We start from the raw sequence: 26,911 nt of genomic DNA, 5'->3' as shown, positions 1-26,911 counted from the left end.
GCAAGGTACCTGACCGACGCCGTACAACGATTTCAGGTTATGCAACTTGGCTGGTGTTTTAACACAGTCCCGATCGAACTGAAGTAATGATGGATACTTCAGATGCATAATGGCAAGACCACTCATGATGGCATCATGAAGCGGGATCGCATTTTGACTGCTTCTTTTACGAAAATCAGAGACTTTAACAGCTTCTTTTGAAACTATTTTGATCAGTTTCTCAGCAATCGTCTTTCGGTTAGATGGTTTCACAGTAAAATGACAATGATGATGTAATGTCGTATATGTTACTTAATAGTCTGCGATTTCTGAACTAGTAGATCAGTCTCTAGCCCTTGATATTATTGACTTTAATCAACTCGGCGGGAATTGCTGAAGTATTGTACTGGAGGTCGTTACTGTTATTACTGCCGCCGCAACGATTGCTTGCGCAGTAGCCGGTCTGGTTGGTCCTGCTTTGATCTTAGGAACCATCAGTGCTGGCTCATGGGCAATATCTGAGTTGATATCTTCTGATGGAGCATCTTACTGCGAACCAATATATCATCGCCAGGCCTACAGGCCATTTCACCGAACACACTATGTCTATAGGCCAGTCTATAGACCTTGCACACCTGCACCCACCTATATTTACACCAACCCATATACGGCAGCTCGACCTTTCTGCGACTTACCGGTTCAGCATCCTATTGGTATTCACTACCGAAATAATTGGGGTGATGTCTGTTACAGAAGGCCTGCTTGTTATTGTTAACAGGTGTATTCAATACTCAGCTGGCAATCTGTGTAAACTCTCCCGGAGTATGGCCAGTCCACCGTTTAAAGGCTTTGTTAAAAGCGCTTTCGTCGTGATACCCAAGGCGATAGGCTACCTCATTCACAGGCAATGAGCCTGACAACCATTCTCGCGCCATGGATAAACGCACTTCATCCGCAATCAATTTGAACGTCACGCCTTCTCTCGAGAGATTACGGTTTAATTGCCTGCCACTGATACCAAACTGTTCCGCTACCTTTTCCTTACCCCAGTTTGGATTCACCTTAATCACTCGCTCAACCTCAAAGCGAATACTGTGATCCTGCAACCCCTTTAGCGCCTCATCCGCTAACTGTCGCATATGTGAATAAAGTATTTTATTGGACTGCACCAATGGTTTTGCCAGCTGAGCTTTGGGAAATACCATAGCATCCGCTACCTGCTCAAACTGAACAGGACAACCCAACACCTGTTCATAGTGTTTATAGTCCATCAATGCCTTGTGCTGGAAAGAAATATACGAAGGGTTAAACGTGCTATCTGTCAGATAACTTGCCAACTGCATTAAGGTTGCCAACACCGCTTCAACCCGTATTTCACGGCAAATATTATGGTAGGGAGAATAGATAAGACTGCAGCTAGTCTCGCCTTCCGTCATAAGAAACTCACCGCCCTCACCAACAATGGGATGGTAGGTCACCAGTGCTTCCAGCGCGTCGTCCAGAGTATCGCAACTCATCAACAGAAACCCGACAATGTCCAAGTTTCCCGGTTGTACATAGTGACCAAGTCGCAAACCCAAGTCAGGTTCAGGGTAGTCTTTTGCCATGGACAGCCAGAGTCGATCCTGCAGGGGCATGGGCACACGTTGATGCCGGGCAATTTCATCAATAATAGCCTGCAATCCTTCGGAAACGGGCAGCCCGGAATCCTCCCATGAGCGAACAATGGCTCTTGTGTACTGCTGTGTAACAGTAGGGTGATGTCCCGAATTAACCATAATACTGTCCCAAATAATCCAAGCATTTTCCCTGTTTGCGCGATACATTGTTCGTCAGATAAAAGTCACGCGTCAACGAAAAATAATAATAACCGTGCTGTCAGTATCAAAATCTCCAATGCAGCACTCAGGAGATAATATGCTTCCCTACGCCATCATTGGCGCCGGCCCCATGGGCCTGTGTACCGCAAGACGATTAAGCCAATATCAGATCCCCTGGATCGGCTTTGAAATACACGACAATGTAGGTGGATTGTGGGATATCGATAACCCCACCAGCACCATGTACAACTCGGCACATCTGATCAGTTCAAAAAAACAGACCGAGTTTACCGACTTCCCCATGAACGATGAGGTACCCACCTACCCTGCACATCACCACTTGAAAACCTATTTTCAGGATTACGCCAGACATTTTGATCTTTATAAAGGTTACCGGTTTGGCCATAAAGTGATCGACATCACCCGAAAGGATAACCACTGGCTGATCAAGGTTGAAACCAGTGGTCAGGAAACGAGTTACGAAGTGGCGGGTGTGCTGCTGGCCAATGGTACGTTGCATCACCCAAGTCGTCCCGAAAACATGAGCGAATTTGCAGGTCAGCAGATTCATGCCGCGCAATACAAAGACCCCGCCCTATTTAAAGACAAGCGCGTGCTCATTGTGGGTTGTGGTAACAGTGGCTGCGACATTGCTGTAGACGCTGTTCATCAGGCAAAAAGCGTTGATATGTCTGTACGACGGGGTTATTACTTTTTGCCAAAGTTTATCAAAGGCCAGCCCTCTGACTCTCTGGGCGGAAAAATCAAACTGCCTAAGCGCCTGAAGCAATGGGTAGACAGTTTTCTGATTCGGATGATTATCGGTAAACCTAGTGACTTTGGCTTGCCGAATCCTGATTATCGGATGTATGAAAGCCACCCGGTTATTAACTCACATTTCCTGCACCATATTGGTCATGGGGATATCAAACCGCGACCTTCTATCAAATATGTGTCCGATAAAACGGTAGAGTTCAGTGATGGTTCCACAGGCTCCTATGATCTGATTCTGGAAGCCACCGGCTATAAGCTGGACTATCCCTTTATTGATCAGGCACACCTGAACTGGCAGGGTTTTGCGCCACAGCTTTATTTGAACGTCTTTAATCCAGCACACAACCAGATCTTCGTCATGGGCATGGTGGAAGCTGCCGGCCTCGGCTGGCAAGGCCGAGATGATCAGGCGCACATGGTGGCACTTTATTTACGACAGAAGCTGGATAATCAGCCTTCTGCCCGCCGTTTGGAACAAACTATAGAACAACAGTTTGCTAAACGCATTGTCGGTGGCATGGAATACCTTGAACTGGAGCGCATGGCTTATTACGTCGACAAAGCCACTTATCTGAAATCCCTGCACCGTGAAATCAAGCGCCTGAAAAGCGACCTCACTCCTGCACCAACAATAATGACAAATGCGGAGCCAGCAAATGTTAACTGATGTACAAATTCACTTTGAACCACAAAGCCTTTTATTATTAAACGCCATTCTGGCACTCATGATGTTTGGGGTATCCCTCAATCTGAAGCCCGATGATTTCTGGAAAATCCTGAAAACACCGATCGCCCCAACCATCGGGTTAGTTGCCCAGTTTCTGGTTCTGCCATTTCTAACGTCCATGGTCGTTTGGATCTTCAATATTGATCCAGAGTTAGGTCTCGGCATGATTCTGGTGGCTTCCTGCCCCGGCGGTACTTTCAGTAACATCATGACGCATATTGCCCGGGGCAATGTGGCGGTTTCTGTATCAATGACCGCGGTATCCAGCCTGTTTGCCATTGTCATGACGCCATTCAACTTCTTTCTCTACGGCCAGCTGAATCCGGTCACCAGTCCTTTAATTCAAGAAATCGCGCTGCAACCTCTGGAAATTTTCCTGCTGGTGACAATGGTACTGGCGGTTCCACTGCTGATGGGCATGATGGTTGGTCAAGTGTTTCCGAAGTTTGTTAAGCGATCCGATACTCCATTTCGCTTTCTGTCGTTACTGGTGTTTCTCGCCTTTATCATAATTGCTGTTTCCAATAATGTGGATGTCTTCCTTGAGCATATGGGCAGTTTTGCCATTCTGGTGGTTGCTCATAATGCGATGGCACTCAGTATTGGGGCAACCGCAGCCTATCTTGGCAAACTGAACTCTGCAGACCGTCGGGCGGTCACACTGGAAGTGGGCATTCAGAACTCCGGGCTTGGCCTCGGTATTTTGTTTACCTTCTTCCCTCAATATGGCGGCATGATGGTCATTACCGCGTTCTGGGGCGTTTTACATCTGGTGAGCGGACTCGGGCTGGCATTGTTCTGGAATACCAGAACTATGTCTTCTAAGGAGGCCAGTTATGTCAGCAACTAGTCGTATTCTCATTACTGGCGCTGCCGGCTATCTTGGTCATCAAGTCGGAAACGCCTTATCAAAAGAACACTATGTGATTGGTTGCGATATTCGACATCATGCTGATGCGGATTTCGCCATCTCACTCATGGATATTTGCGATGGTAGTCTCAGTGATTTCATGAAGGAACATCAGATCACCCATATCATCCATCTGGCCAGCATCGTCGACCACAGTGATGATCGTGACCGTGATTACAAAGTGGATGTGGAAGGCACCCGAAATGTCATTGAGGCCTGCATTCAATCCGGCGTTCAGCATTTAACCGTCACCAGCAGTGGCGCGGCTTACGGTTACCATGAAGATAATGACCCATGGCTGTCGGAAAGCTCTCCCATTCGTGGCAATTATGAGTTTGCCTACTCCTGGCATAAACGATTGGTGGAAGAAATGCTGGCGGAATACCGGATTTCACACCCTTCCTTACAACAGCTAATCCTGAGGCCTGGCACGATTCTGGGCAAACATACCCGCAATCTGATCACCAATCTGTTTATGAAGAAGCGGATTTTATCGGTGAAAGGTTCCGATTCGCCCTTTGTCTTTATCTGGGATGAAGATGTGGTTGCGATTATTTGTCGAGGCGTCAGTCACCACAAAACCGGCGCTTATAATCTGGCGGGTGATGGGGCAATGGCCATTAATGAGATTGCTTCTCAATTAAAAAAACCGCTCCTTTCATTATCACCCGCTCTGCTTAAAACGGCACTCGCCTTAGGACAAAAACTGAAACTGACGAAATATGGCCCTGATCAGCTGAAATTCCTGCGCTATCGTCCAGTACTGGACAACAAGGCTCTGAAAGAACAGTTTGGTTATACCCCACAAAAAACATCCGCTGAAGTGTTTGATCTTTTCTGCAGTCACTTAAATAAGGAGGCGACAACATGAGCACAGGAAAAGTCGCCTTAATTACCGGTGCAGCCAATGGCTTGGGCTGGGCCCTTTCTCAGCAATATTGGCAGGCGGGTTATCATCTTTTCATGGTGGATCTGGATCAAGACGGCCTGGAGGGCCGTCAGCAAGAGCTTGTTGTATCAGGCCGTGGCGATCAGACAGCGATTGTCTGCGCCATAGACCTTTTGCAACCAGATGCCATTGAAAACATTGAAAAAAAGGTGAATCAGCATTTTGACCAGCTTCATGTGCTCATCAACAATGCAGGCATCACCCATCGCTCTCTGGCCCAGAAAACACATAACGATGTCGTCGCCAAAGTGATGGAGCTGGATTACCTCATCCCTGTAAAGCTCACTCAGCAACTTCTGGATACACTACAGAGTTCCGGAAATAAAAAAGAACCGGCCACCATTATTAACATTGGCAGCATGGCGGGATGGCTTCCCGTCATGGCCCGGGCCGGTTATTGCGCGGCAAAATCAGCACTTCATCAATACTTTGAAACCCTGAGAGCAGAAACCAGCCATCTGCCGGTAGACATATTAATGATCTACCCCAGTTTTCTGGCCACCGATATTGAAAAGAATGCACTGGCAGGTGATGGCAAACCAGCCAGACACGCCCGTTCAACCATTGGTAATATAAACAGTGCAGAGTGGATGGCAGAGAAGATACAGAAGGCGCATTTATCAGGTCGACATCGATTATTTCCCGATAAAACCATTATGCTGGCCAGCCTATTGTACAGACTGCTACCAGGAGTCTATCTGAAGCTGATGGGCAGGAAGTTCAAATCAGAGCTGGCACATACATAAGACAATGGTTATACACTGATCGAAGCGTAAGGCAGGGGTCGGCTTTCACGATATCTACCGACTCCGTCTGCCCAACAGCAAGGAGTTCCAGACAAAAGCCTTACCAGCAATCCGCTGTGGATGAACCCGCAGCATTGGCACTCCCCCTTTGTCCAAGCTGATTAATAGTCAGTGTTCGACACTCCGTATCACTGAATTGAAGACCGGATGATTTAGCGGTTGCTGTTATCGTGAAAGTGGTGTCCGTGGCGGTCACGCTCATGGTATAGAACCCTCCGGCTGAATCAGCTCCCCCCAGATCATTAATATCTCCACTGTAACGACTGTCAAAAGCAAACACTCGCTCCTGCTCAGCCGCCGCAAAGGACAATGCAGTGTAGGCATCCGTTCTTCTGCTATCCCTGACATAGCTCTGATAAGAAGGAATGGATATCGCAGCCAGAATGCCAATGATGGCAACCACCATCATTAATTCAACCAAGCTAAATCCTTTTAGCCATTGCCTGTTCATATTACCACCTTGGTATCTTATGAATTTGTCGCCATGACTGACGCCCCTGGTTAGATATTTTGTATTCAAAATCCGTTTGGGTAATATTACCGGCCTCTCCCTGGACAATAACGCTTATCCCCCCATCTCCGCCATCATGGAGCACTGGTTCCGGAGCATGCCCACGGCCTAACGCCCGTCGTTTAGTGGAGATGGTCGTATCCGTAATTGTGCCTTCAGTGATAACCTGCTGAACGCCAGCCGGAAGTGCTGTGCCAGTTTGATAATGGAGAACATTCAAATAGCTGTTGCCATCCGCCTGACACTGATCTGCAGGTGGTTCATATTCCGTAAATATTAACAGGGCAAATGCACTGATTGGAGAGCTGGTACTTTTACTACTTGGCGCAGTTCCCGTTCTCTGAAAGCGGTTAATCCAACCGGCTTCAGACCTCATTTCATCTCTTAGAGCATTGAATGTGCTCACCATCCTGCCAGGCTGCACGGTAAAAGAGGATGTCAGTTGCCCATCTGCCCTGACTTCGACATCCGTCGTATCAATCAAGTCTGAAAAAGGCACCTCAGCCAATGTATAACCTGATGCATTCTGGGGCTCTTTTATTCCAACAAAGTATTCCTGAGCGGTATCCAGGCTGTCACTCTGAACCAGTTCTCGACCAGTACCAAAATAGAGCCACCTCTCAAAATCCTTGTTGGTGACTGGTAAGGGTCTGGAGGTTATTGGCCTACCCACATCCACCATGGTGGATATTGCCCAACTGGCTGTAGAAGCACTTTCAATATCAATTCTCAGTAACTCGCCCCCCAGCGGTGAGGTGTTAACACTACCAAAATAGATAAAGTCATCGGTCTTATCATTGTCCCAGTCGATGACCGACATATCTCCGGCATAGCTATTGGTAATACCGGTATCATAAGGCGCAAAACCGCTGACAAAATCTCTGGCCTGCAAATCATAAATAAAGACCTTAAGGTTCTGGTCACTGGTTGCATTGTCCAGGGCACTTCGGATACCTGATGCACCGGTTCCCCTTGGACCAGAGCCAAAAGCCAGATACCAGTCATTGGCTGCAGGTGTCGTAAAGTCACCACTGCTGTCCGGCTGTCGTTTCTGAATCAATTCTGGTCGAACGGTTGTGAACCCCATTTCAGGATGAGAAATCTCGGCAATGAGCTTTGGAGGCTCTTCAGGATTGGTAATATCCATGACGACAAAAGCGGATTGCCGGGTTTTCGTCGTACCACCAATGTTCACATCAATAGGTCCACCACCCTGCCCCATACCCATAACCAGAACAGTTCCCCATCCGCCTGGGTGATCTGCATCATCCGGGAAAATATTGGCATCAAAGATTAGCGGGGCACCATCCATATAGTAAACATGGGAATAGTCCGGCTCCGTCAACCACTGAAGATGCGGCAACAGGTTCATGGGGGCATAGGCCCATATTTCACCGCCCAGGGGATGAGCCGTTTCACCGGTCGGACTCAGATAAAAACGTTGGTCATTTTCATTCCAGAACCCAGCGTTGAAAGCATGCAGTAATCCACCATTACTGCCTACGTAAATAACCTGCCTGCGCTCCCTGTACTGATTCAGGAAATTAATAAAAGTGGTGTCGTTAGGATTGTAGGAACGCGTATCCGAGTAAAAACCCCGGGGCTCAGAAACAGACACAGGGCTGGAATGGATAATATCGCCGAGACGCCAGACTTCCAGATTTCCATCATTATCCACATCCGCACTTCTCGAACGGAAGCCCGCCTGATCTTCTCCACGAATATAGTTAATCAGGGGAGCAACATCCGCAGCAGCCACATCCAGATAGCCTTCCCTGCCAGAACTGAAAGTCGAAGGCACCAGCGGTAGTTCTTCCCCTGAACCGACCAACCCATCATCATTATTGTCCAGCCAGGTAAAAATATGTCGCCCTCTGTCCGATGGGTCATCGTAGGGACGATGGGTCGTGACATTGGTCAGTTCCATGAGTTCATCATGACCACCCCAGATAGGGATCAAATCATCCAGATCCACTGCACCACCATCAGGCGTCAGTGTCATGCCATTGTCGGTTGAGGTATATTTCTGGACCTGAGGTTGATTGAGCAGTGAGTCGAAATAAATACTCACTGCCCGATCGGTGTTGTAATCATCCAGAATGCCATTTTGATTCGTATCTTCCCGAAAATGCCCCATACCATCAATGAACATGCTGTTCAGCTGGCCGATCCAGTTCAATTCTATGTTATTGAATCTGGCTGAAGGCTGAAAGAGCGCGGTTGTTGCCGACCCGGCACCACTGGCATTGTTGGAAACCAGCGCAACATTGGAGCCAGCTGATGCCCTCGTCAGAATACTCCTCAGTACTCTGCCCAGTTGATCTTCCAATAGCGCAGGGTTATTGGCAAAAAAGTAATTATCTGCGATACCATCTTTCCCCCTGGCGCCATTAAGGTTGTTTCTGTTGTCCCACTCAATACTGGAATCTGGCGTACCGTCCTGGTTCGAATCATGTAATGGAGTTCCATCACCATCGAGATCAGAGAAACCACCATACTTGGCCATTAACTCAAGAGGGGATGGCAAAAACGCAGACTGTGTAGATGAACGTACGGTATACGTTTTTACCACTGGTGTTCCCGGCCCCTGCTTCGAGCCACCACCAGGGCCCTGAGCATAGGTTCCATATATGCCATCTTCCGTAGTACCATTGATGTTAAAGGAAAATGTAGGCTTAGCCGATGTATACTTACCTTCAAATCTGGATGTAATTTTAATCTGGGCACTGGGTAACGTCGGAGTACATCCATCAAGAATACAGAATTCAATACTGGAACCTGAGTCAAAGTCATTATCACATCCAACCTCACAACCTTCCCAGACAAAATAGAATTCCCCCTGTCTGCCGTCTGACGATAAATTCAATACTGACATGGATTTAAAGTGCGCATCAGTTGCCACAGGTGTAAAACTGACAATATCGTTATTCACATTTACCGACAGTGCGGGAACAGGATTTTGTATTTGAACAACATAGGTCGTTATATCCTGCAACCCACTGAGCGAGCTATTGATATCATTGGCGCGAGCATAAAATGATAGGCCTGCGCTCAAATAACCGCCCTCCTGCCTGGGTGCAGCAGGGCAAATACCGATAGCAGATGATAGGTTAGCAAGACTTTTCCGTGTACAGGATTTGGCAGTGCCGCCATAGAAAAAGTTATCCGGAAAGGAAATATTATCTTCAAGATTACCTATACGATTCGTCTGGGTATTAATATCAGACATCCCGGAAATACCCGGCAGGTCTGAACTTTTTGCCAGGTCATTCTTGTCAAAACTGGGCAGCGTACTACTGATCAGAATAATCGAACAGCTCGCGCAACTATTAGCTGCTGATAATGGTGGCCGCCAGCTTTCTTTATAATATCCGTGGGAGCTATCGTCAGAATTGTAATTCGAATCAGGAGAAGTCTGTCCGGAAAAATACCTTAATGCCTCAAGATACATTTCTGAGATGGGATTACCAAAACCACTCTGGCCACTGTGCAACCTGAACCTGCTCATATGGTAAATGACACCCTTTACCGAGCTATCAAAAACGCCATTACTCAAGTTGACTTCATCATCTGCCGCATCGGCATTACTGGCAATCCGGCCAATATTTCTTCTGAGAACTCCACCTTTTTTGCGGTTGTTAACGGTGCCACTCATTAAACCAAAACGTATTGCGCCATCCTCTCCATATTCTTGCAATAAACCAAAAGGCTTGTAGTTTCCATCCGGATACAATCGACACTTTGCCGAGGTGTTTGCATCTTTATCGTTAACACATACCTCAACCCGAACCGTCAATTCAGCCAACCTTGAAGCCGTCGATGGTGAGTCCGGGTCAGAGTTCCTCCACTGACACTGTGAGATTTCAGTGGTTGCCCACTTTGGATGGGAACCACTGGCAATACGAATCTGATTACTTCCATAAACACAAAAGGTAATTGCACTGCTATAGGGTGTGTAATTTCCTACATCACTGGCACTGTACACTTTTGTAAAGGCATCCAGCTCTGCAGAGAGAGTACCTCTTTCCAATACCGTACTTGATGCGGTATCCGTTGAACGTTTTCCTCCATAGAAAATACTTCTTACCAGATCAATTCGAGTCATTGCGGCCCAGTTTAGAAAGTTACCACTCCATGGGGCTCCAGAAGAGGTACAGAAATGTCCATTGGTGCCCGTCGCAGAAGATTCTGGTGTGAACTTGCCGCTGCTGTATTGGTAGCACCAGCTATTATTGAAATAGCCGGAATAATCGATCGTATCGATATAGCCACTGTCTATTGAGCCATCCCCATTGACATCACTAGAATCTGAATAGGCTTTTTTGAACATCTCATGGTCATTAGACATGAGCAGCATCACTAACGGTGGTGCTGTGGTTGTACCATTATTAGGGCTGGCCTGATAAGTCGACACGGCAGAGTAACTGTTTCCTGCAAGGATCAGTAACCAGCAGGCCAAAACACCGCAAAGATGTGCTCTTATACCGCCACTCGCATCACGCCGAACACAACAGTCAGTTGCCAATCGCTTTACCGTTAAAAAAACACTACCCGTTGTCTGAAAATGTCCGATGATTCCATTCATGGGGATACTCACAATTTATAGGTCGATTGCAACATAACTCTGGCGCCATCTGAGTCCATTACCGACAACGCCGTTATCCGGTAAAGACGGGACCACTCTGCCGCCTTGGTCGGATCCGGTGTCACACCAAAAGGGTTTTTCGGCACATAACACATAAATTCGACGATGTAACGGCCTGTGACGGTGGAACCTACAGACGTTGCATTGATGTAACGGCTACTGTCACGCCATACATCACCTTGCTCCCAGGGAGAGGTTACCCCGGATTCGCACAGTACGGTGCTGTTTCTCTCGGTGCCACTGAAGCAAAGTCCATTAGTGCAATTACCATCAAACAGGGGAAGGTCAGAACACCGGGTTTCATCCTTCACACACAGCTCAGCCTCGAGCAAAATACTTTCCGCAGCCACAAAGGCTTGTTGCTGAACCCGGAAGCTGCCGGCTGTACGCTGCTCCAGGCTTGAAAAATTAACAGAGCCCAACCCGATAATAATCATAATGGTCATAAACACCATGGTGTAAATGAGTGCTGACCCACGACTGAAATAGTGCTTTCTATCCATCACATTACGCTTCCTTTCAATTCCGGACATCAATCGTCATGACAAACTCTTTCCTGAGAAAACTGTCTGTTGGGGTAACACGCCCGCCATTAAAAAAATAAGCCCGCGGTAATCTGGTAATTTCCATGGCACTCTGCGTCAACAGATGAAGCCTTATAACAGTGACCTGATCCCAGTCTTCATGCCTGAATGCCAGATCACCAGCCTGTATAAACCGGTTAGCCACACCACTGCCATCGGTATCAACACCGTAATAAACTGCCAGTTGCTCAATACCACTGACCACGGGCACAGCATTGGTATCACTGACCCGCTTGCGGTACAGCGTGTTCCCTTCAGCATCGGGCTTCACGAAATACACAACAGAATCAAGTACACGCAGGGTGCCCGGGTTCAGCTCAACATCCCCTGCTGACGATGAGCCCGGGTCATAGCAATTGAACCCACCCCTAAAAGCCACTGAACAGTTGCTGAAACGGCTCCCGCCACCACTGGTACTATAGCTGAGCTGATTACCTGAAACACTACCGGGAACAAATATGGCGGTTTGCTGACAATCCTGCCTGATCACGCCAACAGGTGTCTCATTGGAAACCACTGAGTTGATGGCGGTCGTAAAACTCATTGAACCTGAGCCAGTGTTATGATTGCTGACACTGAAAATATCAGAAGAAGACAGCTTAAAGATGACAATGCCTTCAGAAGTTGCGGCTGGATCCACCATACTTTGAACATCTGCCCGGGTAATACCCTGAACAGCCTCCGAGTTAACGATCCATTCATCGGTCGCATTGGTATTATCCAGCACATTTGAAATGGAAAAGTCATTACTGCAACCGGTATACCCTGCCAGACGTGTATCATTGGCAATAGAATGCAAACCAATACGAGCAGACTGCTGCATAATGCCAAACTGATAATTGAACTGTTCAGTGGACGTATTATTGACCAGGAATCGAACGACGGCGGCAATAACCAGCAAACTCACTGCCAGAGAGATAATCAATTCAATCATGGTCAGGCCAGATTGCCAACGTATCTTGTTCACACTCCCCCCTCCACAACAATTTGTCGTCTCGCCCTGACCCGTTTACTGTCATCATAAAAGATGGTGATGGTGTAGAGACGTCCTTCAGGCCTATTGGTGACCACAATGGTTCCATCACCATCAGGCAACTGTTCGCTAAGCATAAACTTCCACTGATTGATGTCATAAGTCGCCATCGTCCGCGGGTCACAATCTGCCGACGCGCCTTCACAATTCGTGGGATAACTGGAGGGAATACTCCCGAGACTCACCGCATAACCGGGGCCATCCACCGAGTGAGCGGTATTGGCTTTGATCCGATCGAGCATATCGTAAGCCAGTGCATTGGCCACACTGGTAAAGTAGGCATTCTGGTTATAGGAGATGCTTCGGCTGGTTAAGCTGGAGACTCCAAATAAGCCAACGGCCAGAATTAATACCGCAATCATGACTTCTATCAGCGTAAAACCGAGTGCTGGAATACTGTGTTTTTTCCTGATCATGGGCATGTGACTGTGTTGTCTTCCGTGATTCGTCCAAATGTACTGACAGTGACACCTCTGATAACGGTGTAGTCACCGTTAAAATCGCAGATTTTCATACTCCCTGCCCTGCCAGCCATAACGGTACCATCTCCCTGAAAAGTGGGATTGGTGGTATTTGTCCAGAAGATATTGGCAATGGAGGGGCTGGCTGTTCCCTTGATTAACTCGTCATCCGATGCATCGAAGCTACCGTTACCATTGATATCCAGGAATATTAACCAGCCATCTTTCCAGTTACTGGATGAGCTGAGGCAGGTTGCGCCATCCGCTGATGGGCAGAGGGAAACATCAGATCCCTGTTTCAGAGCTTCTGCCCGGGCAAACGATAAATGTGAGATCAGGTTTTTCTGTAGAGATTCAAAGGTGATACGGTTATAGATACTTACCAGACTGGGTACAGCAATATTCATGATAATGGAAGCCAGAAGAACGACGACCATCAACTCAATCATTGAAAAGCCTCCCCAATGCTTGGGCTGCATAAACTGACTCCGGTTAAGTAGTTTCAACTCTTTTTAACGGCGTCAGGAGCATCAGAAATAGAGGAAAGCAATCAATCCATTTAATTAAGTCAAAATAGCGTCAAAAGACCGTTCTCATAAAAAGGAAGTGAGTAATATCTATCGCTGAATACAAAATCCAGACATATTCATGCATCAGGTAAGAGGGTGTTAACAGTTGTTATTTCTTCCCGGAAGTCACACCGCCTGATACGAGAAAAGACATCACCTCGGCACTGCTTTTATCCAACATTTTAATGCGGTCCGCAGACACCAGCACCACTCTACCCGCGATACTGAAAGCCATGGGGAAATACACCGCAACATGCCCCTCAACACCAAAATCGGCAACGTCCTTTCGGGTCACAAAACCAGGCACCTGGATATCACCAATGGCGACCAGCACCGGCTGTTCAAACTCACGACGGTCACCAATAATGGCATTAACCCCATCCTTAATCGCCGCATACACTAATTTGACCAAGGGGATATGATTCAACAACTGATCCAGCAGCCGCAGTAGATGACTCCCCAACCACATGTGCGTCACGACACCAACAAAAATGGTAAACCCCACCACCAGCAATAAGCTGATAGACACCACCTGCCATTCTCCCTGCAGGGTTAGCTCTCTTCCCAGATAAGAACCAACGGTCGCTGATAGCAACTCCGCCACCAGCGACATACCCTTAGAAAACAAATAGAAGGTAAATACAATGGGCACCAGTACTGCGAGTCCTTCCAGAAACCAGCCCATGATGCGTGACATAGCACATTTCCTCATTAATTGTGGTCAGCTTTTATACTAAGTGAGGTGCGGTGGCGATGACAGTTTTTTTCTGAGACGATGTAATGCAGTCATCAAGGGATCGATGATAATGAGCAACATCAGCCGTGTAGATTGGAATCATGAAATCCACGCCATTTGGTTAGCTGGCGAGCATCGACTGGCCATTGAGAAAATGGCGGAAGAGATCAACCGTCATGGTGAGATGAAACCCAGAACGGTCATTTTACAAACCTGCTACTACTTGTTCCTGATTCACGACTACGCCTCATGCATTAAACTATTAGGCAATGGATTAATTCTTTACCCTTGCGATACTGAGTTATTGACCAACCTTGCCTCCTGCTACAGCAGAAACCACCAATATCAGGAAGCCATTCATTTTGCGCAACTCGCGCTCAAAAAAACACCTGATGATTATTATCTTTGGGATACCCTAACCGTCAGCCATTTCAAACTGGGGCAATGGGAACAGGCAAAAATTACCGGAACAGAATCACTGAGACTAAAAGATCAACGTCATGGGCAAGTGCCTGAGCACTGGTCTTTACCAGAAAAAACGACGGAAGAGCTGGTACTTAATAAAATAAACGTCATTGCTTTCAGCTTATGGGGTGACAAAGAACGCTACCTGCACGGCGCCCTGAGAAACCTGCTGTTAGCACCAGAAATCTACCCAGACTGGGAAGTCTGGATCTATCTTGACGACACGGTACCGGCAACTTACCAACAACTCATGACGCACCTGGGCGCAAAACTGATTCATCGCCCCAGTCACCAAAGCATCAAGCAGAAAACCTGCTGGCGCTTTGCAGTGGCCAGTGATTCAACCGTTGGCTACTTTTTAATTCGGGATGCAGACTCTGTCATTAGTCCACGGGAGCAAAATGCAGTACTCGCCTGGCAGAAGTCCGGCAAGCTGTTTCACATCATCAGGGATTGGTGGACTCACACCGATTTGATGTTGGCGGGCATGTGGGGTGGCATCGCAGGTGTGTTACCGGATATACAACAGATGGTCTCCAACTACCAAGCCAACCACCTGGAAACGCCCAATGTGGATCAATGGTTTCTCAGAGATGTCATTTGGCAGCTGATCAAACCCAGTTGCCTGATACACGACCGCTGTTTCCAACCGCCAAATGCATCACCCGTTCCGGGGAATTTACCGGAGGGAAACAACCATATTGGTGCCTGTGAACACGCTCTATTTCCCGAATACCAACAGACCATGCTGAAACCATGGCTGAATACTCTGAAAAGGTAACCTAACCCTCCCTGTCTGCCGATAGGCTTATAAGGCCATAGACTCAGACAGGAACCATGAGAAGGAAACTTTCTTTTCTTGCATTAGGGGCAGCGCTAATATCGCCTTCATTTTCCAATGATATCAAGACATTTCTTCCGCCACCGATCATCAATTTATCGGAGTTTTACCAGTCGCCTTTTGAAACCGAACTGGCTGCGGTGATTGCTGCCACTAGTATATACAACCCAACATCCATCAAAGACGACAGGGAATACATTGGCGGCATTTTCAAACACGAAGATAAAGACCTTTACTACTTTTCCGCCATCCCCGGTGTGCCAGGAAAAAATCAGATCAGTGCAACCCTGCAATTTCCAGATCATCTGAAATTGATCTCGGTGTGGCATACCCATGGTGCCGGTAAAGGCGGCTTTCTTTTTTTCTCAAGACAAGACAAGCGTTTGGTAGAAAGCTTAAATGTACCGCTTTATCTAGCCGACAGTTCAGGCTTTCTCAAAAAGCTCAGCCCCGGTGACCCAACGTTAACCCGAGGACAGGCTTATAAAAAAGGATTGGGGTACACAAAGGGTTATTCAAAAGGCAGTAAGGTGATCGATGAGAAGCGTAAATTCATTAAAATCCCAACAGCTCAAGCAACCCCTTAGAGAAGCTGTTCATGATCTTTTGCGAATAGCGAAAACGAGGAGAAAATGTTCCTGGTTTTCAGTTTTTTGAGGCGCATAGTGGTGCTACGTAACGAAGAAAACTGAAAAACAGGGGCGCTTTATCATCGTTTGCAGCTCGCAGAAAGATTGTGAACAGCTTCTTAGCTGTTACTGAGCTTCATAGGATACAACTGACCATTACTTAACGTCAGTGACTGATTACAGAACTGGGCAAAAGACTTCCGGTTACTGAGAATAATCAACCCTTTCCCCGATTCTTCGCAGAAGGCCCTTACCGACTGAACAAAGGTCAAACCATTATCGTCGCTCATGAACTCAAAAGGTTCATCCAGAATCACGAGATCCGCTTCTGTCAGAAAGACTCTGGCCAGCATAAACCGTTTACGCTCACCGGACGACAGAGGAATACTTTCATGGTTTTCGACTTTATAGTGGAGACCATCTTCAATTTGATTAATTTTGTCGGTCAATTGCACTTTATCCAACGCCATGGCGATCTGATCCGACGTCACCATGGTGTTCCCCAAAATCAGGTTGTCGTACAAGGAACCACTGAAAAATCGGTAGTAAGACGGGGAAAAATGAATATGACTGCGAATATCCCGATAATCAAAATGCTCAATGTTCAGATTATTGACCAGCAAACTCCCCCTGGCGGGATCTTCGATACCCGCCAGTAAATTAAACAGGCTGGTTTTTCCAGAACCGGGGTGTCCATATACGTACAGTGACTCGGGTAAATTCAAATCAAAGCTGATGCCTTTGAGCTGAAAATAGCGATTTTCTGCATAAGTAAATTCAATCTGTTTCAATTCCAGATGCTTGATGCGGGTTAAACAAAAAGAAGCGCCCCGCTCTTCCACGGGAATTTCGTAGAATTGATTCAGGTTATCAAACAGCATCCGAATCCGATTAATATTAAACAGCAGATTCGTAATCGACGCACTGGTAATGGCTTTTGATGACAACAACGAACAGGCAACAAGCTGCCCCAGAGTCATCATCCCTTCTGACACCTGCCAGGCACCATAGCCAGTGACGGCAATCAATGACAAAAACAGCACCAGCATAGAAATATGATTAATATGAGCGGAGATTGAAAAGTATTGCCGGTGATCAGGCCGATCATTTTCAATGGCATCTGTAAAATACCGCTCCATTCCCGCCAGTTTTATAAACGGCAATGACTGCATGATTTCGTATTCAAACTTCCGCTTACGCCCTTCAAATTCATAACGTTCATTGATGTAGCGCTGAATCCGTGGCTGAAGCAACAGGTTCAGCGCCACAACAAAGAGAATGGCCACCAATGGGATAAACACCATAGGGCCACCAAAATAAGCAATCAACCCAAGAGACAGCAACATAAAGGGTGAATCCACCAGCGCCATCAAATGAAACGCACCCAGCATCTGGCTAAGAGAACGACCATAGGTTACCAGCTGAGTCATAAACGCCGAGGACTTCGGCATAGCCGATGGTTTCAAGTTACACAAACGGTAGGAAAACTCTCGAGCCATCTGTACTTCCAGCCGGAACACCCGGTCGCTTAACAAATAAGACAACGCAGAGCGATTGACAAACCAGATCAACACCAGAAAGACAGCAATCAGTACCAACGATGACAAGATACCCGTAAAGCCGTTGGGCAACACCTTGTCAAACACATTCATATTGTAGATGGGCACAACATAGGCAAGCAGGTTGGTAATCAAACCAGTGAGTATTAGATAAATGCCGTCTTTCTCTGTTAGTCGTTTAATAAACCAACGCATATTCCGTTTACGGATACCGGATTTTTCGGCTCTTGGGGTTAGTTTTTCTGTGCTGATGATCAGTATGGGCTGCTCGAGATCCTGCTTTCCCCGAGTGCGATTAAAATCACTGTCGTGACGAAGAATGATAATATCCTGCTCATGATCAAAGCAGAACAGCAGATGGTACTCATCCAGCTCCACCATCTCAAGGTGACTAATGGACGACACCTTCACCAGAAAACCCAACTCTTCCAGATACCCTTTGGTTTTATGTATGTTTATTTCAGCGGTTTCACGGAGCTGATTGGAAATAAAGGCAAGTCGGCTGTATAACACGTAGTGCCGATTCAAATGATCCAGCGCATTAATCAAACTGGCGGTATTTATCTGACAATTGTCGCCATTCATAGAGTGCAGTCCATCGCTTTTCAATCAGTGCGTTTCAATCAGTGCGTTTCAATCAGTGCGTTTCAATCAGAGCTTGTCAAAAAGCCTTATAATCCTTGAGTCTGGCTATCATCGATAATTTCATAAAAGCCCAGTTCAAAATAATCCAAACCCAACGCCATCAATTCCATTCCCTGTAAACCATCGCCACCCTGAGCCACAATAACCTCGCCGGCTTCGGTGGCAGCCTGCTCAAAATCAAATGTCTGACTGTTTACCGATACACCTTCGTCGTTAATTTCATGGAATACCAGTTGCAGCTCGTCAAGAGTCAGGGTTTCCAGAGATTCATTGCCGATAGTAACGCTGATTTCCTGCTGATGATTGTCATCAGAAAAGTCCAGCTGCCCCTGCCCTACCCGCACATCATCGTTAAATATTTCGTAATAGAGGGCATTATCAGGATCGACCATATTAAGGTCATTATTTACTACGGCCAGTGACAGGATTCCTTCAGTCTGGTCATAGGTTTCACCGGTAATGGCGGCATTCTGCCCGGGGTCATCGGGCAAAGTCGCCACTGTCGTGTTGCCCGACAGGGTCACACTGTATTCATGCTCGCCACTGGTAATACCCGGAAAGTCCAATTCGCTTTTCACGCTACTTTCATCAAATCCTTGATTACCAACCACCAACTGATAGTGCCCTTGGGGTAAGTCACTGAAGGTGATGACCTGCAAAGAACCACCAGAGGGCGACAACAACGCTTCAAACTCGCCAACCTCAAGACCGATATCACCACGGCTATTACTCTGATAAAGTCGTACACCAGCCTCCCATTGATTACCACCAGAGGCATCCAGCGTGACCAAAAACTCCCCACCTTCATGATTCAGGTGCCATTTATCCAACGTTGTATAACCATTCTGCTCAACAATCTGGCCGGACACTTCAGTCCCCAGCAAATCACCATCAACAATTTGAAAGAAGCTGCTGTCGATGCTCAGACTGCCCTCATCGGTTCCTGCAGGCTGAGGAAGATCAATAACAATCTGGGTGTTATCGATGGCAGTGCCGTAATGGCCCGCCCAATATTCTGCATCTTTACCGCCGTGCTCTAGGTAAATAAAGCGAACGCCTGCACCATAGTCGGTAAACTGATGAGCGACTTCCTGCCACTGGCCATTTGCGGTCAGTGTTCCGGTATCAAAGCTATCAATCACCTCATCATTGGCACCGCGGAGCTCCACTTTAAAGTAATACTGATCACTGGTGTTTTGAATGCCTTGATACCATTCACTGGCATTAATATTCGGAGCAGAGTCCAGATCGTCAAGTGAGAAACCCTGGGCCTCAAGATCAATGACTTGAGACTTCCTGCCCCAACCATAAGAAGAAATAAAGCTCTGACTTCCTTCCTGACCAACGCCGGTGACCGCCCAACCATTGCCACCGTTTGCGGTAATGGTCCAACCATTAAGCGTGCCATTTTCAGCGGATGAATTGACCACCAGATTGTCGCCAAAAGGTGCATCCACGGCACCATTGACCGTTACCTGAACCGTTGCGGTATCTTTATTGCCATCTATGTCTGTGACTGAATAGGAAAAAGAAACCTGCTCCGACTCTCCGGCGTTCAACGTTTCAAAATCAGCCCCTGTGACAAAACGGTATTGACCATCCTCATCGACAGTCACAAAACCTTTATCCGGCCCCGAGATCAACTCATAAGACAATGCATCATTATCATCATCCGTCGCTTGAAGCTGACCAATGGTGTAACCACTGTCTTCTGAAACCTGAAGGCTGCCTTCCTGAGCCTGCGGCGCATGGGAGAGACTAATATCCAAAGAGCCCGTAGCCGAGGTGCTGCCGTTGGTGACGGTATAATCAAAGTGTTCGGTCAACGGCTCTGAGGGTGTTTGCAATGTATCTTCTGATAATGCTGTCGGCTTATAACTCCAGTCACCGGCGCTATTAACACTCAGTTCACCGTACAATCCCTGAAACGTCACGGTTCCCAATGCGTTCAACGGTTGACCATTGACCGACGCAATGGTTGATGCCTCATCGCCGGAATCAGACAACAACTCTCCAGCCTGCCCAACCAGAATGGCGGCACCATCACTTTCTTCGGTAATGATGGTTGCTGAAGTAAAGTCCTGAGCCTCTACCTGAATGGGTGGCTCAGGTTCAACAACGGGTTCTAAAGGAATAGGTTCTAAAGGTATTGGTGGTAATGCTGGAGTTGAGATTTCAAACCGATCTTGAGTGGCGACGTCGTCTACGATGAAAGAGGACAGCAAGTCAGGTTCACTGGTTACCGTACCATCGTCAGACGGTTCTGAGTCAGACGCCTCCTCAACAACTTCATCGATAGCCTCTTCTATAAGGTCTTCGCTGTCTGTCAGTTCATCTTCGTCAGTACCATCCTGTGCGGACTCATTCTCGTCACTCGCTACAGAAGTGCCTGAAGAAATAGCAGCATCCGTTGCAATGCCTGCCGGCGCTGAACGCCCTTGTGATAGCTCTGGCGCCACAACAGCACCGGGCGCATTCATGATGGAGGTGCTGCTGTCAAAAAGCTGAGTTTTAGCATCAACACCGGCAGCAGCTTTCGCCTTTTCTGCCCCTTCAGCTTCTTCCAGAGCCTCTTCTTCATCAAGCTCCAACAGCAGCGCTTCGAGCTCTTCCGGGGTAAGGTCGGCGATATCTTTTCGCTTCGTGGGGTTTTCAGCAGCCTGACTTTCCGTGATCAAGCCATCGGAAGCCCCCAGCACGGTACTGGTCTGCACCGTGGCACTGGCATTGTCATTCCCCGAAGAAGGTTTGGGCTTGTTAACATCACTCATAGCGGCACCGGTTAGATGTGGCCGATCTGGTGGAAGTGTTTGATCACCGGGCTCATCAGATAGCTGATCAAAGAGATGCGCCCTCTTTCGATGGTGCCAAAAAGGGTCATACCATATTTCAATGGAAAACGCTGTTCTTTATATTCCAGATAGGACTGTTTCGGCACCACCTCCACACGATAAAAAAACTCATTGCCGGATTCTTCAAGGCGATCGACACTGACATGGCTGATCACCCCGTCCAGATAACCAAACACGGTATGGTCATAAGCATCCAGCAGAAGTCGCACTTCTTTTTCCGCTTGAATCATCCCGATATCTTTGGCAGAGACTTTCAACGTAATTTTGAAGGGTTGAGGGGTGTCTTCGATGATTTCCGCAAAGGTATCGCCCTGACTGATAAACTTCCCTTCCTGGGAAAAATTCACATGGCGCACCACGCCAGTCACTGGCGACCGAATGTAAGAACGTTCCAAATAGTATTGATAAAGGCGAATACTGCTCAGTACTTCCCGACGTTGCTCTTCATAACGCTCAATCTCAAACACAATCCGCTCTTCAAAATCTTTTTTCACCTTCAGCAAATCTTTTCTGGATCGGAGCACTTTTTGCGTGGCGTCCATGGTTTGTACAGAACTCACCGCCTTACGATTAAATAGCGATAAAATAGCCTGACTCTTCTGATTATCGATGGCCACAAGCTCCCGCAAATTCTGCAAGCTCTCATAATAGTTATTACTGACCTGTAAAAACCGTTCTATCTGCTTTGCCAGCTTTTCTTCAGACTCACGGCCCGGCTCAAGATCGGCAAAGCCATCCAGCGCCTGATCGTCCAGAAGTGCGTTCAAGATCGCTATCTTCTTATCCAACAACCGGGCTTTGCCGGTCAGAATTTCCAGATTGATCTTTTGTTCCGCATTATCCAGCTCAACAAGAATTTCCCCTTTTTTGACGAAATCCCCTTCAGATGAATAAATGTGCTGAATCATGCCGTCATCAGCAAAATCCACATGGGCTGGGGGGAGGAAAGAGGAGACTTCACCATCGGCGCGGGTAAATACCTCAACTTCAAGAAAGGTACTGATAAACAGCAGTGCTGCAAACAGAAAACCAGAGAGAATAAGTCCTTTTCTTGCGTCCATGCGTTTTCAAACCACCCGATACTGAAGAAATCGCCAAACTGCACAGACTGGCTTCTATCAGTATAGGGAGTTGATCACGAACCCTGACCGCTATCAGAATAAACTTGACACTTTAGTCAATTTTTCAGCATACGGCCATGTGCGTTAAGCAGATTCTGACAACGGAAGCTCACTTAGTTTTAGTTCTATAAAATCAATAGCTTGCACTCCAAGACCAAAGGGACTTTCATTGTTGTGGAAATCAACCATGTCATGGGTAAAACTGAACGTGAGGTAATGACATCCTGCTTTCAGAGTTTTTAAAACATTACCTAAACCCTCACTGATAGAATGATCAGCATCCTGCGCCTCATACTCACTTAGATACAGAGAAACAGCAGTTGATATAGAAACTTTAAAGTTAGCGTAGTTAACGCTGTTATTCAGGTGAATGTCTTTGAGGTGCCTTGCCAGCATCTGACTTTCCCTGGAAGAGTTTAGTTCATCCAAATATTGTCCTTGATTAGACAAAGCCTGCAAAGCTTGTTCGCACTTACATCCTGCTGTTGACAAACCCATAGCCGCTATCTCCATACGTTGAATTGAGAGAGAAGTGTAGCCCCCCCCCCGCTTGGTAATGCATAACAAATGTGTCAGAATCACTAACAAATAAATTCAGCAAAATTACGTTAATATACCTAAGCACAGGTTATTGCTCCCCTTCCCGCTTTCCCCTATAATTTGCGCCCTTTATGATTGGCATAAATCCGATCATGGATTAGTTGACTGTCTGGAAACGGAGCAATCCTCAACCAAGGCTGTCAGGACTCTTCTGAATTTTGTCGAGTGTCTTGCACACAAGGCAGAGGTAAATTCAGAAATCAGTTGCCGGAAACAACTATAGGAAAACCTATTCCATGGTAACCATTCGTTTAGCTCGTGGTGGCTCCAAAAAGCGCCCATTTTACCACCTGACCGTAGCTGACAGCCGTAATGCTAACGGCGGTCGTTTCATCGAGCGTGTAGGCTTCTTCAATCCTACTGCTCGTGGACAGGAAGAGCGTCTGCGTGTAGACAACGAGCGTGTAACATTCTGGCTGGGCCAGGGTGCTACTGCATCTGACCGCGTAGCCCAGCTTCTGAAAGACGCTAACAAGGCTGCGTGAGGTTAAAGAATCAGTGACAACGGCAGTAGAGGGCGCTGAAAAGCGCATAACGTTAGGCCATATTTCCGCCGTTTACGGTGTCAAAGGCTGGCTAAAGATTCACTCCAACACCAGCCCGATGGAAAACATCCTCAGCTACCCACGCTGGATCTTAAACCGCAACGGCGATGTCAAAACCGTTGAAATCGATCAGGCCCGCCAACATGGTAAAGGACTGGTCGCCCATATCGTCGGTTGCGATGATCGTGAAATCGCCCGCAGTTACTGCGGATACGAAATCACCGTCAATCTCGACGAATTGCCCGAACCGGAAGATGACGAAATATACTGGCATCAACTGGAATCGCTGGATGTATTCTCTCGCAACGCTGAGGGAGACAACATCCTGCTGGGCAAAGTCAGCCACCTGATGGAAACCGGTGCCAACGACGTTCTGGTCATTCGCCCCTCAAAAGGCAGCATTGACCGCAAAGAACGTTTAGTGCCCTGGCTTGTCGGAACGGTGGTGTTAGACGTAAACCCTGAGAAAGGGTTTATCCGGGTAGATTGGGACCCGGAGTTTTAGTGACTATGACGACTCATGATGAGCTTGATGAACATCAGGAAAACAACAAGAGCGCCATAGACACCGAAATGTGGTTCGGTGTCGTCAGCTTATTCCCGGACATGTTCCGGGCCATTACCGAGCACGGTATTACCGGCCGCGCGGTAAAGGACAAGCTGATCGAGGTAGAAACCTGGAATCCCAGGGATTTTACCCACGATAGACACCGAACCGTGGATGACCGACCTTATGGCGGTGGTCCCGGCATGTTGATGAAAATTCAACCTCTGCGTGACGCCATCCAGGCAGCCCGCAAAACTGCAGGAGCCGAGGCCAAAGTGATCTACCTCTCACCCCAGGGTCGTGTACTCGATCAACAAGGTGTAGAGGAACTTGCCCAAAGCAAGAAACTGATCCTGGTCGCGGGGCGATATGAAGGTATTGACGAGCGCGTAATCCAGACCGAGATTGATGAAGAATGGTCTATTGGTGATTTCGTGTTAAGTGGTGGTGAATTAGCCGCCATGACTCTGATTGATGCAGTTTCACGCTTTGTACCGGGCACCCTTGGTCATAAGGATTCCGCAGCAGAAGACTCATTTGCAGATGGTCTTCTTGATTGTCCGCACTACACTCGTCCGGAGCTATTCGAAGGACAGGAAGTGCCGCCGGTATTGCTCTCAGGCAACCATGCGCACATCGAGCGCTGGCGACTGAAGCAATCCCTGGGCAGAACCTGGCTGAGACGACCTGAACTCCTGGAGAGCAGGATACTGACCAGCGAGGAAGAGAAGTTACTATCGGAGTTTCAGGCCGAGCGGAACATTGACTAACTGGGAGCATTTTTAAATGAGCAAAAACAAAATCATTGCACAGCTCGAAGCTGAGCAGATGAACAAAGAAATCCCGGCCTTCGGCCAGGGTGACACTGTTGTCGTACAGGTTAAGGTAAAAGAAGGCACTCGTGAGCGTCTTCAGGCGTTTGAAGGTGTTGTCATCGCCAAGCGTAACCGTGGTCTGAACTCTGCTTTCACCGTTCGTAAGATCTCTAGCGGTGTAGGTGTTGAGCGTACTTTCCAGACTTACTCTCCACTGATTGCTTCTGTTACTGTGAAGCGTCGTGGTGATGTTCGTCAGGCTAAGCTGTACTACCTCCGTGACCTGAGCGGTAAAGCTGCTCGGATCAAGGAAAAACTCAACTAAGATTCAGTTAACTTTTCCGGCAACTGATTCCTCTGAGTTTTTTGAAGAGCGGTTTGGAGGACTTTTCTCCAGACCAAAAAAAGCGGCGAAAGCCGCTTTTTTTATACCTGCAATAACATCATTCGTAGTGCTTAGTTTCTAACAGAGCTCCGAACTAGACAATATTGCAAGCTTGAGAGTTTTTAGATCTTTGTAACAATCAAATCTGTCTTATTTTGAGTTGGAAGTTTCTTTGCATCCTACAGCCTAGCTAGCAATCCTCCCGAAAAATAACTGCAGAAAAAGGAAGGCCTTCACTATGGCTATGCTCTGTAAAATACTAAACATTATCGTCTATCAGAAAATAGCCCAGATTCTGCTTTATTCATCAATTCAAGATTCATTAACTCGAAGCCTTTACGAGTAGACTATTCAACACTGTTCCAAATTAGAGGTACAAGAACTCCGGAAAACTTTTCTTATGAACCAAGCGGCAACCGATCTCATGTTCTGATAACAAAAATATGTGATTACCATCAAAAACACCTGAAATTAAGAACTTATCTTTCCAGCTGAGTTCTTTGTTCTCAACAACACTTTGAACAATCACTGCTGTCCGGTTAAAAATCTGGGGAAGAACTGAAGTGCTTGTCTCTGTTGATCTACGGTAAAATAGCGGTTGTCGAGACAGCTATTTTACAGAACAAGAGAGACAGGCATGAAGCATCATAACAGCGTTTTCCAACAGTTACTCAAAACAATCCCACGTCACCAGTTTCAGAAGGTAGTTGATCGACACAATGGGGATCATCGAATCAGAACTCTGACATGCTGGACTCAGCTCGTTTCCATGATGTTTGCTCAACTGGCCAGCCGCGTTTCCATTCGGGATCTGGTTGAGAATTTTAATGCCTGCCACAACCACCATTACCATTTGGGTGTCTCTCGCATAAAGCGTTCTTCATTGYCGGATGCCAACRGCACYCGGGCGGCCAGTATTTTCGAAGAAACCTTTTTCTTTCTACTACAAAAGGTCAGAAGCCATCTGCCTCGKGGAGCGGGCAATGAAATGGTGCGCCTGATTGATTCCACGACCATKGACTTAAATTTGAAYCAGYTTGAGTGGGCGCATTTTCGAAAAACTAAAGGCGGCATAAAGCTTCATACGGTGTATGACCCGAAGGCCGATACTCCCACTTTTTTCGAACTGACCACCGCCAAGAAKAATGACTGCAAAGCGGCTCAGAACCTTCCCATCATGGCAGGTGTCACCTATGTTTTTGACCGGGCTTACGACGACTACAGCTGGTATCACGAAATGACCTGTCAGGGCACGCAATTTGTGGGCAGGATGAAAACATCARCAGTCTATGAAGTCGTMGAATGTCGTGAAACAACAGAAGACTCTATTCTGGAAGACCAAATCATCAGGCTCTCTTCTGACAAAGGTAGAAAAGACTGCCCGGTTGATCTCAGGCGGGTCA

24 protein-coding genes are annotated in these 26,911 nt (G+C 47.2%); 11 read left to right on the top strand and 13 right to left on the bottom strand.

The window, feature by feature from the left end:
• Together AKL11_RS26110 and AKL11_RS23725 are read right to left on the bottom strand one after the other, a co-directional pair.
• The coding region (locus AKL11_RS26110; RefSeq protein ID WP_216636841.1) for a hypothetical protein at positions 1 to 252 on the bottom strand (252 nt) is incomplete at its 3' end.
• A 518-nt stretch (positions 253 to 770) separates the two neighbouring features.
• A complete protein-coding gene (locus AKL11_RS23725; protein ID WP_067522794.1) occupies positions 771 to 1,757 on the bottom strand; it encodes an AraC family transcriptional regulator in 987 nt (328 codons plus the stop codon).
• A 139-nt stretch (positions 1,758 to 1,896) separates the two neighbouring features.
• Here AKL11_RS23725 and AKL11_RS23720 point away from each other — a divergent pair, with 139 nt between their 5' ends.
• From AKL11_RS23720 to AKL11_RS23705, 4 genes are read left to right on the top strand one after another with little or no spacing between them, the layout of a single operon-like run.
• A complete protein-coding gene (locus AKL11_RS23720; protein WP_067522739.1) occupies positions 1,897 to 3,240 on the top strand; it encodes a flavin-containing monooxygenase in 1,344 nt (447 codons plus the stop codon).
• The gene (locus AKL11_RS23715) at positions 3,230 to 4,150 is read left to right on the top strand and encodes a bile acid:sodium symporter family protein (protein ID WP_067522737.1); all 921 of its coding nucleotides are present in this window, start codon (positions 3,230 to 3,232) and stop codon (positions 4,148 to 4,150) included. The genes AKL11_RS23720 and AKL11_RS23715 overlap by 11 nt, the downstream gene beginning before the upstream one ends.
• The gene (locus AKL11_RS23710; RefSeq protein WP_067522735.1) at positions 4,137 to 5,081 is read left to right on the top strand and encodes an SDR family oxidoreductase; all 945 of its coding nucleotides are present in this window, start codon (positions 4,137 to 4,139) and stop codon (positions 5,079 to 5,081) included. The genes AKL11_RS23715 and AKL11_RS23710 overlap by 14 nt, the downstream gene beginning before the upstream one ends.
• Positions 5,078 to 5,905: an SDR family NAD(P)-dependent oxidoreductase gene (locus AKL11_RS23705; RefSeq protein ID WP_067522732.1), complete on the top strand. Its 828-nt coding sequence runs from the start codon at positions 5,078 to 5,080 to the stop codon at positions 5,903 to 5,905. Before AKL11_RS23710 ends, AKL11_RS23705 begins: the two co-directional genes overlap by 4 nt.
• A 100-nt stretch (positions 5,906 to 6,005) precedes the next feature.
• On the opposite strand, the gene AKL11_RS23700 is transcribed toward AKL11_RS23705, so the two are convergent.
• The 7 genes from AKL11_RS23700 to AKL11_RS23670 form a co-directional block, all read right to left on the bottom strand.
• Entirely contained in the window at positions 6,006 to 6,416 is a 411-nt protein-coding gene (locus tag AKL11_RS23700) for a type IV pilin protein (protein WP_067522729.1), read from the bottom strand.
• Position 6,417: 1 nt separating this feature from the next.
• Positions 6,418 to 11,061, bottom strand: coding sequence for a pilus assembly protein (locus AKL11_RS23695; protein WP_157673744.1), 4,644 nt, complete (start codon positions 11,059 to 11,061; stop codon positions 6,418 to 6,420).
• 8 nt (positions 11,062 to 11,069) lie between these two features.
• Positions 11,070 to 11,624, bottom strand: a complete 555-nt coding sequence (locus AKL11_RS23690; protein ID WP_172807366.1) for a pilus assembly PilX family protein — start codon at positions 11,622 to 11,624, stop codon at positions 11,070 to 11,072.
• 16 nt (positions 11,625 to 11,640) lie between these two features.
• On the bottom strand, positions 11,641 to 12,672 hold the full coding sequence (locus AKL11_RS23685; RefSeq protein ID WP_067522721.1) for a PilW family protein: 1,032 nt from the start codon (positions 12,670 to 12,672) through the stop codon (positions 11,641 to 11,643).
• Positions 12,669 to 13,154 carry a type IV pilus modification protein PilV gene (gene pilV, locus AKL11_RS23680; protein ID WP_067522792.1) on the bottom strand — a complete coding sequence of 162 codons (486 nt, stop codon included), beginning with the start codon at positions 13,152 to 13,154 and terminating at the stop codon, positions 12,669 to 12,671. Before pilV ends, AKL11_RS23685 begins: the two co-directional genes overlap by 4 nt.
• The gene (locus AKL11_RS23675; protein WP_067522718.1) at positions 13,151 to 13,678 is read right to left on the bottom strand and encodes a GspH/FimT family pseudopilin; all 528 of its coding nucleotides are present in this window, start codon (positions 13,676 to 13,678) and stop codon (positions 13,151 to 13,153) included. The genes pilV and AKL11_RS23675 overlap by 4 nt, the downstream gene beginning before the upstream one ends.
• A gap of 199 nt (positions 13,679 to 13,877) precedes the next feature.
• Positions 13,878 to 14,465 (bottom strand): DUF502 domain-containing protein, encoded by a 588-nt coding sequence (locus AKL11_RS23670; protein WP_067522715.1) that lies wholly within the window; start codon positions 14,463 to 14,465, stop codon positions 13,878 to 13,880.
• A 109-nt stretch (positions 14,466 to 14,574) separates the two neighbouring features.
• On the opposite strand from AKL11_RS23670, the gene AKL11_RS23665 reads away from it, so the two are divergent.
• Together AKL11_RS23665 and AKL11_RS23660 are read left to right on the top strand one after the other, a co-directional pair.
• The gene (locus tag AKL11_RS23665) at positions 14,575 to 15,750 is read left to right on the top strand and encodes a tetratricopeptide repeat protein (protein WP_067522714.1); all 1,176 of its coding nucleotides are present in this window, start codon (positions 14,575 to 14,577) and stop codon (positions 15,748 to 15,750) included.
• Positions 15,751 to 15,806: 56 nt separating this feature from the next.
• Positions 15,807 to 16,397 (top strand): DUF4329 domain-containing protein, encoded by a 591-nt coding sequence (locus AKL11_RS23660; RefSeq protein WP_067522711.1) that lies wholly within the window; start codon positions 15,807 to 15,809, stop codon positions 16,395 to 16,397.
• Between the two features lie 161 nt (positions 16,398 to 16,558).
• Here AKL11_RS23660 and AKL11_RS23655 read toward each other — a convergent pair whose 3' ends face one another.
• The 4 genes from AKL11_RS23655 to AKL11_RS23640 all read right to left on the bottom strand — a co-directional run bounded on the left by AKL11_RS23655 (position 16,559) and on the right by AKL11_RS23640 (position 23,114).
• On the bottom strand, positions 16,559 to 18,583 hold the full coding sequence (locus AKL11_RS23655) for an ATP-binding cassette domain-containing protein (protein ID WP_067522709.1): 2,025 nt from the start codon (positions 18,581 to 18,583) through the stop codon (positions 16,559 to 16,561).
• Positions 18,584 to 18,669: 86 nt separating this feature from the next.
• Positions 18,670 to 21,414 (bottom strand): cadherin-like domain-containing protein, encoded by a 2,745-nt coding sequence (locus AKL11_RS23650; protein ID WP_067522707.1) that lies wholly within the window; start codon positions 21,412 to 21,414, stop codon positions 18,670 to 18,672.
• Between the two features lie 11 nt (positions 21,415 to 21,425).
• Positions 21,426 to 22,556, bottom strand: coding sequence for a beta-barrel domain-containing protein (locus tag AKL11_RS23645; RefSeq protein ID WP_067522704.1), 1,131 nt, complete (start codon positions 22,554 to 22,556; stop codon positions 21,426 to 21,428).
• 144 nt (positions 22,557 to 22,700) lie between these two features.
• Positions 22,701 to 23,114, bottom strand: a complete 414-nt coding sequence (locus tag AKL11_RS23640; protein WP_157673743.1) for a hypothetical protein — start codon at positions 23,112 to 23,114, stop codon at positions 22,701 to 22,703.
• Between the two features lie 338 nt (positions 23,115 to 23,452).
• On the opposite strand from AKL11_RS23640, the gene rpsP reads away from it, so the two are divergent.
• From rpsP to AKL11_RS23615, 5 genes are all read left to right on the top strand, one after another.
• Positions 23,453 to 23,701, top strand: a complete 249-nt coding sequence (gene rpsP / locus AKL11_RS23635; protein ID WP_067522699.1) for a 30S ribosomal protein S16 — start codon at positions 23,453 to 23,455, stop codon at positions 23,699 to 23,701.
• A 13-nt stretch (positions 23,702 to 23,714) separates the two neighbouring features.
• Complete coding sequence (gene rimM / locus AKL11_RS23630; protein WP_095210656.1) at positions 23,715 to 24,266, top strand: ribosome maturation factor RimM; 552 nt, start codon at positions 23,715 to 23,717, stop codon at positions 24,264 to 24,266.
• A 68-nt stretch (positions 24,267 to 24,334) separates the two neighbouring features.
• Positions 24,335 to 25,078, top strand: a complete 744-nt coding sequence (gene trmD, locus AKL11_RS23625) for a tRNA (guanosine(37)-N1)-methyltransferase TrmD (RefSeq protein ID WP_067522787.1) — start codon at positions 24,335 to 24,337, stop codon at positions 25,076 to 25,078.
• Positions 25,079 to 25,094: 16 nt separating this feature from the next.
• The gene (gene rplS, locus AKL11_RS23620; RefSeq protein WP_067522697.1) at positions 25,095 to 25,448 is read left to right on the top strand and encodes a 50S ribosomal protein L19; all 354 of its coding nucleotides are present in this window, start codon (positions 25,095 to 25,097) and stop codon (positions 25,446 to 25,448) included.
• Between the two features lie 697 nt (positions 25,449 to 26,145).
• A partial coding sequence (locus AKL11_RS23615) for an IS4 family transposase (RefSeq protein ID WP_067522694.1) occupies positions 26,146 to 26,911 on the top strand: 766 nt, incomplete at its 3' end.

Source organism: Endozoicomonas ascidiicola (assembly GCF_001646945.1).
GTDB lineage: Bacteria > Pseudomonadota > Gammaproteobacteria > Pseudomonadales > Endozoicomonadaceae > Endozoicomonas > Endozoicomonas ascidiicola.
This window is presented reverse-complemented; position numbering and strand designations above follow the sequence as displayed.